At 75.4% G+C, this 12,641-nt stretch carries 4 protein-coding genes; all 4 read left to right on the plus strand.

The features are described from left to right. The first annotated feature begins 256 nt into the window (after positions 1–256). The 4 genes from ACFVXH_RS05965 (at position 257) to ACFVXH_RS05980 (ending at position 12,608) form a co-directional block, all read left to right on the plus strand. Positions 257–1,600, plus strand: coding sequence for an IS256 family transposase (locus ACFVXH_RS05965; protein ID WP_387820483.1), 1,344 nt, complete (start codon positions 257–259; stop codon positions 1,598–1,600). 185 nt (positions 1,601–1,785) lie between these two features. Then, complete coding sequence (locus ACFVXH_RS05970; protein WP_158077742.1) at positions 1,786–1,944, plus strand: hypothetical protein; 159 nt, start codon at positions 1,786–1,788, stop codon at positions 1,942–1,944. A 119-nt stretch (positions 1,945–2,063) separates the two neighbouring features. Beyond that, positions 2,064–2,276, plus strand: coding sequence for an MbtH family protein (locus tag ACFVXH_RS05975; RefSeq protein WP_049649760.1), 213 nt, complete (start codon positions 2,064–2,066; stop codon positions 2,274–2,276). A gap of 573 nt (positions 2,277–2,849) precedes the next feature. After that, positions 2,850–12,608, plus strand: coding sequence for an amino acid adenylation domain-containing protein (locus tag ACFVXH_RS05980; protein ID WP_387820487.1), 9,759 nt, complete (start codon positions 2,850–2,852; stop codon positions 12,606–12,608). Positions 12,609–12,641: the final 33 nt, after the last annotated feature.

Genomic DNA, 12,641 nt, shown 5'->3' on the forward strand with positions numbered 1-12,641 from the left:
GCAAGATGGAAGTGACTGCCGTTCGGAAGCCGCCCCCCGGGCTCCGACAGCCGTGAGTGTACGCCCAAAGGGCGCGGAAATCATCGGCTGACGGTAGTCGGGCGTGCACGCAAACGGGGAGCCGGGGTCACGGTCGTGACCGTACCCGGCAGCGGTGACCGGGGGATTGCCGGCGCATCGCACCTGGCGTTCCGACGGGACGTCCGGAGCGGGCGGTCGGTGCACGGAACGGCCTACAGACGGAAGGCACCCCCAGTTGCGAGCTGATTCCGACCCGGCGGCACCGCCCGCCGCCCTCGCCGGCCTGGTGGACCAGCGCCTGGTGCGGCAGTTGGCGGAGGCCGCCGCCGCGCAGGTCGGCTCCGGCGCGGTCCGGCTGCTGGGCGACGGCGGGATTCTCCAGGCCTTCGCCAAGCAGCTGATCGAGGGCGCCCTGGAGCTCGAACTCCAGGAGCACCTGCGCGGCTCCGGCAACGGCAACAGCAACGGCAGCGGCACCGGCAACGGCTCCGGTCCCGGCGGCAACGGCCGCAACGGCGCCCGGGCCAGACGGCTGCTCACCGAGATCGGCCCGGTCGAGGTGCGGGTGCCCCGGGACCGCGAGGGCAGCTTCACCCCCAAGGCCGTCCTCCCCCGCGCCCGGCGGCTGCCCGGGCTCGACCGGCTGGTGATCTCGCTGACCGCGCGCGGCCTCAGTTCGGGCGAGCTGGTGGCGCACCTGGCCGAGGTGTACGGCGTGGAGCTGAGCCGGGAGACCGTCTCGGCCATCACCGACCAGGTGCTGGACGAGCTCGCCGAGCGGCGCGGGCGGCGGCTCGACCCGGTCTACCCGGTGGTCTTCGTCGACTCGGTGCGCAGCGGCCGCTCGGGCGGGCCGCTGGTGCACCTGGCGCTCGGGGTCTCCACCGAGGGCCGGCGCGAGGTGCTGGGCCTGTGGCCGGCCGCGGACGGTGAGCAGTGGCCGCAGGTGCTGGCGGGGCTCGCCGAGCGCGGGGTGCGGGAGGTCTGGGTGCTGGTGGGCGGCACCGGTGCGGTGCTGGCGGAGGCGGCGGCCGAGCAGTGGCCGCGCACGGTGGTGCACGGTTCGGTGGCGCACCTGCTGCACGCGGCGCTGCGGCACGCGCCCGGCGAGGACTGGGGCGCGCTCTCACGGGCGCTGCGCGAGACCTGTACGGCGCCGACCGAGGCGGCGGCGCTGGAGCGGCTGGCCCAGGCCGAGCGGGAGTGGGGGCCGAGCCACCGCGAGGTGTTCCGGGTGTGGCGGTCGGCCTGGCCGCTGCTGGCCCCCGGTTTCCGCTTCGGCCCGGAGGCGCGGCGGCTGCTGACCGGCGGGGGCGCGCTGGAGCGGCTGCACGCCCGGCTGCGCCGGATCGAGCAGTCCGCGGGGCGGGTGCAGGACGAACGGGCGGCGCTCAAGCGCGCCTACCTGGCGACGCTCGCCCTGGAGTCGCCGACCGGGACGGGCCGGCCGTGGGTCGAGGACTGGCCCGCCGTCCGGGAGGAGTTGCGCCGGGGCTCGCTGCGGCGGGCCGGAGTACCCGCTTCCGCCCCGCGATGTCCTCCGCGATGTCCCACGCGCCCACGGAGTTCCCACCACTGATCTGACAGACCCAGGTACGACTTGGATCATGTCTGTCTGTTTTTGGCATGATCTGACCGGGCTTCCGGTTCCCGCATTGCGTGTTCACGATCACAGTGAGAGCTTCCAAGCACGTTTGGGGCTTCGGCAGGATGCATTTCAGAGCGAAGAGGGCAGACCGCCCTCCTCAGGAAGAGGAATTCGCGATGCCAAGCCTTGCCGTCCGCGTCCACAAGATGCTCGGGATGCTCGCCGTCCTGCTGGCCGCCGTGGTCGGCCTCCAGCTCCACGCCCAGCCGCACCTGTCCACGGTCTCCGTCACCGCCCACGACGCCCCCAGCGAGGACTCCGGCTGGGGTCCGTGAGCCGCGGCTCCGTTTGATCACATCCGGTCACGTCCGACCACCCTGCTCCTCCCCTTCTCGCACTGCTCTGCACGGCTACGAACCAGATCTGCACAGCTACGAACAGAGAGGAACCGACGATGGCGAACCCGTTCGAGGATGCCGAGGCCAGCTACCTCGTCCTGACGAACGACGAGGGCCAGCACTCGCTGTGGCCGGCCTTCAGCCCGGTGCCCGCCGGTTGGCAGCAGGTGTTCGGTGCCGCCGGACGGCAGGACTGCCTCGACTACGTCGAGCAGAACTGGCAGGACCTGCGGCCGAAGAGCCTCATCGCGCACCTGTCCGAGCACTGACCCCGGCCACCGCCCACCGACCGTCGGACCGCTGAGCACCGCGCGGCCGCCGGACGGGGATCCGCGCCGAACGGCCGCTCACCCGGTCGCACCACCTCGGCGGCACAGCACCATCCGGCAGGGCACCACCCGGCAAAGCACCGCCTGACAGCGCACCACCTCGGCAACGCACCCGGGGCAGACCGCCGCTCACCCGGCACCGCCCCGCACCCGAGCGGCCCCTCACCAGGCCGCTCGCCCGGTCGTCGGCGCACCGCACCGCCGGAGCCCGCCGACACCGCCTCACCACACCACCGCAGCACCCCGTCACCGCCGCGCGGCCGCACCGTCACGCCGCCGGCGCGGTCCCGTGTCCGACGTCTACGCGCGTGCATCGAACAGCACCGGCGCGCCACCACCCTCCGCACCGCCGCACCGCACCCGTGTGCCGCACGGACGTCACACGAAGCACACCGCAGCACCGCAAGACGACCGCAACATCGCTCCGCCGACCCCCGGGCCGACCGCCCCGGGGTCAACCCAGCTCGCCGCTCCCGCCACCGCGGGAGCCAGCCGCACGAGGGAGAGAGTCACATGTCCGGGGTCCAGCAGACGCACAGATCCGAGCAGCGGCCGGAAGCGGCCGAGGTCCTGTGCCGACTGTTCGCGGAGGTGCTCGGCCGGGAGTCGGTCGACCCCGCGGCGGGCTTCTACGACCTGGGCGGCGACCGGCCCGCCGCCGAGCGGCTGCTGGCCCGCGTGCACGAGGAGTTCGGCGTCCGCCTGGAACCGTCCGTCCTGGCGGACGCCCCCACCCCCGCCGCGCTGGCCGCCCGGCTGGCCCGCCCCGACACCCGCCCGACCCTCACCGAGCTGGTCGACGCCCAGGTCGCCCGCACCCCGGACGCCCCCGCCCTGTACGCCGAGGGCACCACCCTCACGTACGCCGAGCTGGACGCCCGAGCCAACCGGCTGGCCCGGGTGCTGGCCGCCCGCGGCCTGGGCACCGAGGACGTCGTCGCGCTGGCCCTGCCGAAGTCCCCCGAGGCGATCGCCGCGATCCTCGCCGTCGCCAAGACCGGCGCCGCCTGGCTGCCCGCCGACCCGGCCTACCCGGCCGAGCGGCTGCGCCACATGCTGACCGACTCCCGCGCCGCCCTGGTGCTCACCACCGCCGGGGCCGCCGGCCAGCTGCCGGAGACCGGCGCCCCCCGGCTGCTGCTCGACTCCGCCGAGCACCTCGCCGACCTGGCCGCGCGCTCCGGGGACCGGTTCACCGCCGCCGAGCGGGTACGGCCGGTGAGCGCGCTGAACACCGCGTACGTCATCTACACCTCCGGCTCCACCGGCGTGCCCAAGGGCGTGGCCGTCACCCACACCGGGCTGCCCAGCATGGTCGGCACCCAGGTCGCCGCCACCGGGGTCGGCCCCGGCAGCCGGGTGCTCCAGGCCTCCTCGCTCAGCTTCGACGTCTCGGTCTCCGACCTGTCCGTGGCCCTCACCACCGGCGCCGCCCTGGTGCTGCCGCGCGAGCAGAGCCAGCTGGTCGGCGAGCCGCTGGCCGCCCTGATCGACCGGTTCGGCGTCACCCACGCCGACGTCGCCACCGCGATGATCTCCACCCTGCCCGACCTGCCGATGCCCTCGCTGCGCACCCTGATCGGCGGCGGCGAGGCGGTCTCCCGCGAGCTGGCCGCCCGCTGCGGCCGCGGCCGGCTGATGCTCAACAGCTACGGGCCGACCGAGGCCACCGTCATCGTCAGCATGAGCGAGCCGCTCACCGGCGAGGAGCTGCCCCCGATCGGCCGGCCCTGCCAGGACGTGCGCATCCACGTGCTGGACGAGCAGCTGCGCCAGGTCGAGCCGGGCACCGTCGGCGAGCTGTACCTGGCCGGCCCGCACCTGGCCCGCGGCTACCTGAACCGCCCGGGCCTGACCGCCGAGCGCTTCGTGGCCGACCCGTACGGCGAGCCCGGCGACCGGATGTACCGCACCGGGGACCTCGGCAGCTACCGCCCGGACGGCCAGCTGGACTTCCTCGGCCGGGCCGACGACCAGGTGAAGATCCGCGGCTTCCGGGTGGAGCTCGGCGAGATCGAGCAGACCCTCTCCGCCCACCCCGAGGTGCGCCAGGCCGTGGTGCTGGTCCGCGAGGACCGCCCGGGCGAGCGCCGCCTGGTCGGCTACACCGTCGGCGCCGCCGACCCGGCCGAGCTGCGGGCGTACTGCGCCGAGCGGCTGCCCGACCACATGGTGCCCGTCGTCGTGGTGCTCGACCGGCTGCCGCTCACGCCCAACGGCAAGGTGGACAAGCGCGCCCTGCCCGCGCCGGTGTTCGGCGCCGGCGAGGAGGACGGCCGCGCCCCCGCCGGCGAGCTGGAGCACACCCTGGTCCGGCTGTTCGGCGAGGTGCTGGGCCTGCCCCGGGTGGGCGTCACGGACTCCTTCTTCGAGCTCGGCGGCGACTCCATAGTGGCCATCCAGCTGGTCTCCCGGGCCCGGCACGCGGGCCTCCAGCTCACCCCGCGCGAGGTGTTCCTCGCCCCGACCGTCGAGAAGCTGGCGCTGATCGCCCGTCCGCTGGAGGGGCCGGTCGTCGTCGAGCCCGCCGGGTCCGGCCTCGGCGAGGTGCCGCCGACGCCCATCGTGCACTGGCTGGCCGCCCAGCACGGCGCGGTGGAGAGCTTCTACCAGTCCACCCTGCTCACCCTGCCCGCCGGCACCACGCGGGAGCACCTGACCACCGCCGTCCAGGCCCTGCTCGACCACCACGACCTGTTCCGCGCCCGCACCTCCCCGCTCGCCGAGCGCCCCTGGACGCTGCACGTGCCCGAGCCCGGCACCGTCCCCGCCGACGCCGTGCTGCGCCGGGTCGAGGGCCGGGCCGACGCGGACGCGCTGCGCGCCGAGACCGAGGCCGCCCGCGGGCGCCTGTCGCCCGAGGACGGCCGGATGGTCCAGGCCGTACGCTTCGACGCCGGCCCGGAGCAGCCCTCGCAGCTGCTGCTGGTGATCCACCACCTGGTGGTGGACGGCGTCACCTGGCGCATCGTCGAGGAGGACCTGCTCGGCGCGCTCGCCGCGCTCCGCGAGGACCGCGCCGTCGAGCTCGCCCCGGTGCCCACCTCCTTCCGCCGCTGGGCCCAGCGCCTCACCGCCGAGGCCAACACCGACCGCCGGGCCGCCGAACTCCCGCTCTGGCAGGCCGCGTTGGCCACCCCGGACCCGCTGCTCGGCGACCGCCCGCTGGACCCGGCCCAGGACACCTACGCCACCGAGGGCCTGCTGCGGCTCGTGCTGCCCGCCGCGACCACCCGGGCGCTGCTCACCAAGGTCACCGCCGCCTACCACGCCCAGGTCAACGACGTGCTGCTGACCGGACTGGCCCTGGCCCTCGGCCACTGGCGCGGCCAGGAGACCACCGGGCCCGACGGCGCCGTGCTGGTCACCGTGGAGGGCCACGGCCGCGAGGAGGTCGTCGACGGCGTCGACCTGCACCGCACCGCCGGCTGGTTCACCTCCGTCTACCCCGTCCGGCTCGCCCCCGGGGCGCTGCCCTGGTCCGAGGTCACCGCGGCCGGCCCCGCACTCGGCCGGGCCCTCGGCCGGGTGAAGGAGCAGCTGCGCGCCGTCCCCGACAACGGCATCGGCTTCGGCCTGCTGCGCCACCTCAACCCGGACACCGCCGCCGCGCTGGCCGGGCACGCCGACCCGCAGATCGAGTTCAACTACCTGGGCCGCTTCGCGCCCGAGGGCGTCACCGCCGAGGACGTGCTCGCCGGCACCGAGGCGATGTCCGAGGGCGCCGCGACCGGCCTCGCCCTCGGCCGGGTACTCGGCCTGGACGCCACCACCGTGGACACCCCGCAGGGCCCGCTGCTGGTCGCCCAGTGGTCCTACGCCACCGGGCTGCTCTCCGAGGAGCGGGTGCAGGCCTTCGCCGAGGCCTGGTTCGCCGCGCTGAGCGCGCTCGCCGAGCACGCCGAGCGGCCGGACGCGGGCGGGCACACCCCCTCCGACTTCCCGCTGGTCGCCGTCACCCAGGACGAGCTGGACGGGCTCGCCGCCCACCACGCCCCCGCCCGCCTGGTCGACGTCTGGCCGACCTCGCCGCTCCAGCAGGGCATGGCCTTCCACTCGGCGTACGACGCCGACGGCGCGGACGTCTACACCTCGGTCGTCACCTTCGACCTCGACGGCCCGGTGGACGCCGACCGGCTGCGCGCCGCCGCCGAGGCGCTGCTGGTGCGCCAGCCCAACCTCCGGGCCGCCTTCCACCAGCGGCACGACGGCCCGCCGGTGCAGGTCGTCCCGGACGGCGTCGAACTGCCCTTCAGCGTCGTGGACCTGAGCGGCCACGCCGACCCGGAGGCGGAGGCCGGGCGGATCGCCGCCGCCGAGTACGGCCGCCGCTTCGACCTCGACCGCCCGCCGCTGCTGCGCTACACCCTGCTCCGGCTCGCCCCCGGGCGCCACCAGCTGATCGCCTCCGCGCACCACATCCTGCTGGACGGCTGGTCGACCCCGGTGTTCGCCGAGGAGCTGTGGGCGCTGTACTTCGAGCAGCCGATGGCCCCGGCCGCCCCGTACCGCGAGTACCTGCGCTGGATCACCCGGCGCGACGGCGACACCGCCCGCGCTGCCTGGGCCCACGCCCTGGCCGGCGCCGACGAGCCCACCCTGCTCGCCCCCGGCCGCTCGGCGGCCGTCCCGCAGCTGCCGCTGCGCCTGCACACCGGGCTCTCCCCGGAGAGCACCGAGGCCCTCGCCCGCACCGCCCGCCGCTACGGCGTCACCCTCAACACCCTGGTCCAGGCGGCCTGGGGCGTGCTACTGGCCCGGCTCACCGGGCGCGAGGACGTGCTGTTCGGCACCACCGTCTCCGGCCGGCCGCACGACCTGCCGGGCGTGGAGCGGATGATGGGCCTGCTCATCAACACCGTGCCGGTGCGGGTCCGCCTGGACCAGGCGGAGAGCTGGGGCCAGCTGCTGCTGCGCCTCCAGCACGAGCAGTCCGCGCTGCTGGACCACCAGCACCTCAGCCTCACCGAGATCCAGCAACTCGCCGGCATGGGAAGCCTGTTCGACACCGTCACGGTGTACGGCAACTACCCGGACCCGTCCGCGCTGGACGACGCCGACCCGAGCGGCGCCACCCGCGTCACCCTGGTCGAGGACGTCGACAGCGCCCACTACCCGCTGGTGCTGGCCCTCACCCCCGGCGACGGCCTCCAGCTGCGACTGGACCACCAGCCGGACGCCTTCACCACCGGGGAGGCCCGCGCCCTGCTGGACCGCTTCCTCGCCCTGCTCGGCCGGATCGTCGCCGACCCGGCCGAACTCGTCGGCACCGTCGAGGTGTTGACCGCGGCCGAGCGCGCCGAGCTGGTCACCGAGTGGAGCGGCACCAGCACCCCGCTGCCGGAGGGTTCGCTGCCCGAGCTGTTCGAGGCGCGGGCCGCCGCGACCCCGGACGCGCTCGCGCTCACCGCGGACGACGCCGAGCTGACCTACGCCCAGCTCAACGCCCGGGCCAACGGCCTGGCGCTGCGGCTGGTCGAGGCCGGGGTGGTCCGGGAGACGCCGGTCGCGCTGATGATCGACCGCTCGGCCGCCCAGGTGGTGGCGATCCTGGCCGTGCTCAAGGCCGGCGGCCTGTACGTCCCGCTGGACGACGCCCAGCCCGCCGACCGGCTGCGGACCGTCCTCGACGACGCCGGGGCCGCCCTGGTGCTGGCCGACGCCGCCCACCGCGAGCACCCCGCGCTGGCCGGACTGACGGTGCTCGACCCGCACGCCGAGGAGCACCCCGAGAACCTCGGACTGCCGCAGCGCGCCGACCAGTTGGTATACGTGATGCACACCTCCGGCTCGACCGGCGTGCCCAAGGGCATCGCCATCACCCACCGCGGTGTGGTGGACCTCGCGCTCGGCGGCCAGTTCACCGGAGGCGGCCACGAGCGGCTGCCGGTGCACGCGCCCTCCGCCTTCGACGCCTCCACCTACGAGATCTGGACCCCGCTGCTCTCCGGCGGCCAGCTGGTGATCGCCCCGGCCGGCCGGCTCGGCATCGCCGAGCTGGCGGCGGTGATCGGCCACGAGCGGACCACCTCCGCCTGGATCAGCGTCGGCCTCTTCAACGTGCTGGCCGCCGAGGCCCCGGAGACCTTCACCGGGCTGCACGAGGTGTGGACGGGCGGCGACATCGCCTCGCCGGTCGCCATGCGGCGGGTGCTGGACAGCTGCCCCGGGCTGCGGCTGATCAACGTCTACGGGCCGACCGAGACGACCACCTTCGCCACGCACTTCCCGATGACCTCGGCCGCCGAGGTGCCGGCCGTCGTGCCGATCGGCCGGCCGCTGCCCAACAACCGGCTGTACGTGCTGGACGCCGGGCTGCGCCCGGTGCCGGTCGGCGTGCCCGGCGAGCTGTACATCGGCGGCTCCGGCCTGGCCCGCGGCTACGTCCGCCGCCCCGGCCTGACCTCCGAGCGCTTCGTCGCCTGCCCGTTCGGCGAGCCCGGCGGCCGGATGTACCGCACCGGCGACGTGGTGCGCTGGACGCCCACGGGCGAACTGGAGTTCGTCGGTCGAGCGGACGACCAGGTCAAGCTGCGCGGCTTCCGGATCGAACTCGGCGAGGTGGAGGCGGCGTTCACCGCCCACCCGGCGGTCGGCCAGGTCTGCGTGGCGGTCCGCCAGGACCAGCCGGGCGACAAGCGCCTGGTCGCGTACGTCACCGGCGAGGTGCGGGCCGACGCGCTGCGCGACTTCGTCACCGAGCGGCTGCCCGGCTACATGCTGCCCGCCGCGATCGTCGTCCTCGACGAACTGCCGGTGAACCCCAACGGCAAGGTCGACCGCAAGGCCCTGCCCGCGCCCGACTACAACGGCGCCGACGGCGGGCGCGAGCCGCGCAACGCCACCGAGCAGGCCCTGTGCGCGCTGTTCGCCGAGGTCCTCGGGCTGGCCCGGATCAGCATCGACGACAACTTCTTCGACCGCGGCGGCCACTCGCTGCTCGCCACCAAGCTGGTCAGCCGCATCCGCGCCGGCCTCGGCGCCGAGCTGCCGATCCGCACGCTCTTCGACAACCCGACGGTGGCCCTGCTGGCCGCCGCCCTGCCCGACTCCGCGACGGCCCGCCCGGCCCTGCGGCCGGCCGAGCGGCCGGAGCGGGTTCCGCTCTCCTCCGCCCAGCAACGCCTGTGGTTCATCGAGCAGTTCGAGGGCCCCAGCGCGCTCTACAACACCCCCGTCGCGGTCCGGCTCACCGGCGCCGTCGACCTGCCCGCCCTGGAGCAGGCCGTCCGGGACGTGGTGGAGCGGCACGAGGTGCTGCGCACCGTCTTCCCGACCGTCGACGGCCAGCCGCACCAACAGGTCGTCGAGGCTAGCGGGTTGTCGCTGCGCCAGGTGCCGGTGGCCGACGAGAAGCAGCTGCGGGCGGCCCTGGTCGCGGCCGGCGAGGAGGTCTTCGACCTCGCCCACGACCTGCCGGTGCGCGCCACCCTGCTGTCGCTGCCGAACGACGAGCACGTCCTGCTGGTGCTGATGCACCACATCGCCAGCGACGGTTGGTCGGTCGGGCCGCTCTTCCGCGACCTCGCCGAGGCCTACCAGGCCCGGACCGCCGGCGCCGCGCCCACCCGCGCGCCGCTGCCGGTGCAGTACGCCGACTACACCCTCTGGCAGCGCGAGCTGCTCGGCACCGACGAGCGGCCCAGCGCCCTGCTGACCGACCAACTCGCCTACTGGCAGCAGGCCCTGGCCGAGGCCCCGGAGGAGCTGGCGCTCCCCTACGACCGTCCGCGCCCGGCCGTGCCGGGGCACCGGGGCGGCCTGGTGGAGGTCACCGTCGACGCCGAACTGCACGGCGCGCTCGGCGAGTTGGCGGCGGCGCAGAACGCCAGCCTGTTCATGGCACTGCAGGCCGCGGTCGCCACCCTCTACACCCGCCTCGGCGCCGGCACCGACCTGCCGCTCGGCACCCCCGTGGCCGGCCGCACCGACGAGGCCCTGGACGACCTGGTCGGCTTCTTCGTCAACACCCTGCTGCTGCGCACCGACACCAGCGGCGACCCGACCTTCCGCGAGCTGCTCGACCGCGTCCGGCGCGCCGACCTGGACGCCTACGACCACCAGGACATCCCCTTCGAGCGCCTGGTCGAGCACCTCAACCCCACCCGCACCCCCGCCCGCCACCCGCTCTTCCAGACCCTGGTGGCGCTGGAGAGCCGGGTCACGGTGCCGGCCGAGTTCGGCGGCCTGGGCTGCGCGGAGCACCCCTTCGAGCTGGACGTGGCCAAGTTCGACCTGTCCTTCCGGTTCACCGAGCAGGGCCCGCAGGCGGGCCTGACGGTGGCGGTCGAGTACGCGGTCGACCTCTTCGACCACGCCACCGCCACCGCCCTCGGCGAGCGGCTGCTGCGCGTCCTGCGCGCCGCCGCGGCCGCCCCGGACGCGCCGATCGGCGGCATCGGGATCCTCGCCCCGGCCGAGCGCGAGCAGCTGCTCACCGGCTGGAACGACACCGCCGCGCCCGTCCCGGACGCGACCCTGCCGGAGCTGTTCGAGGCGCGGGCCGCCGCCACCCCCGACGCGCCGGCCGTGGTCTTCGGCACCGAGCGGCTGAGCTACGCCGAACTGGACTCCCGGGCCGAGCACCTGGCGGCCCACCTGGCCGGTGCCGGGGTCGGCGCCGAAACGCCGGTGGTCCTGCTGATGGACCGCTCCGCCGACCTGCTGACCGCGATCCTCGCGGTGGCCAAGGCGGGCGGCACCTACGTCCCGCTGGACGACCAGCACCCGGCCGAGCGGCTGCGGCGGATCACCGCCGAGACGGCCGCCGCGCTCGTCCTGGTCGACCCGGCGCACCGCGACCACCCGCTGGCCGCCGACGCCCCCTGCCCCGTCCTGCCGCTCACCGAGGGCTGGTTCGACGGTCCGCGCGAGCGGCGCGCCCACCGGGCCGCGCCCCACCCGGAGCAGCTCGCGTACGTGATGTTCACCTCCGGCTCCACCGGGGAGCCCAAGGGCATCGCGATCAGCCACCGGGACGTGGTGCAGCTCGCCACCGACCCGTGCTGGCGGCACGACGAGGGCCTGCGGGTGCTGTTCCACGCGCCGCACGCCTTCGACGCCTCGACCTACGAGATCTGGGTGCCGCTGCTCTCCGGCGGCCAGGTGGTCGTCGCGCCGCGGGGCGACCTGGACGCGGCCGCCATCCGCGGGCTGGTCCGCGAGCACGCGCTCACCCACGTCCACGTCACCGCCGGTCTGTTCCGGGTCATCGCGGAGGAGGACCCGGGCATCTTCGCCGGTGTGCGCGAGGTGCTGACCGGCGGCGACGTGGTCTCCGCCCCGGCCGTGCGCCGGGTGCTGGAGGCCGTCCCCGGCATCGCGGTGCGGGCCCTGTACGGGCCGACCGAGACCACCCTGTGCGCCACCCAGTACCCGATGCCGGACGCCGCGGTGGTGCCGAACGTGGTGCCGATCGGGCGCCCGCTGGCCAACACCCGGCTGTACGTGCTGGACGCCGCGCTCCAGCCCGTCCCGGCCGGGGTGGCGGGCGAGCTGTACATCGCCGGGGCCGGCCTGGCCCGCGGCTACGTCGGCCGCCCGGCGCTCAGTGCCGAGCGCTTCGTCGCCTGTCCCTTCGACGGGGATGGCGGCCGGATGTACCGCACCGGGGACCTCGCCCGCTGGACGGCGGACGGCGTCCTGGAGTTCCTCGGCCGGGCCGACGACCAGGTCAAGATCCGCGGCTTCCGGATCGAACTCGGCGAGGTGGAGGCGGCGTTCACCGCGCACGAGGGCGTCGGCCAGGCGCTCGCGGTGGTCCGCGAGGACCAGCCGGGCGACAAGCGCCTGGTGGTGTACGCCACCGGCAAGGCCACCGACGGCGAGCTGCGCGCCTTCGTCGCGGACCGCCTCGCCGCCTACATGCTCCCGGCCGCCGTGGTCGTCCTGGACAGCCTGCCGGTCACGGCCAACGGCAAGGTCGACCGCAGGGCCCTGCCCGCACCCGAGTACGCCGGGGCGGCCGAGGGCCGCGCCCCGCGCACCGAGCGCGAGCGGGAGCTGTGCGCCCTGTTCGCCGAGGTGCTGGGCGTGGAGACGGTCAGCATCGACGACCGGTTCTTCGACCTCGGCGGCCACTCCCTGCTCGCCACCCGGCTGGTCAGCCGGATCCGCGCCACCCTCGGCGCGGAACTGCCGATCCGCACGCTGTTCGACGCGCCAACGGTCGCCGCCCTCGCCGCCGTCCTGCCCGGGGGCGAGGCGGCGCCCGCGCCGAAGAAGGCCCGCCCGGCCCTGCGGCCGATGCGCCGCCCGAGCGGCCAGGCCTGACCCGCGGCAGGACGCGGGCCGCGCCACCGGCGC

The sequence above is a fragment of the Kitasatospora sp. NPDC058184 genome, from assembly GCF_042883725.1.
In the GTDB taxonomy this organism is placed as follows: Bacteria; Actinomycetota; Actinomycetes; order Streptomycetales; family Streptomycetaceae; genus Kitasatospora.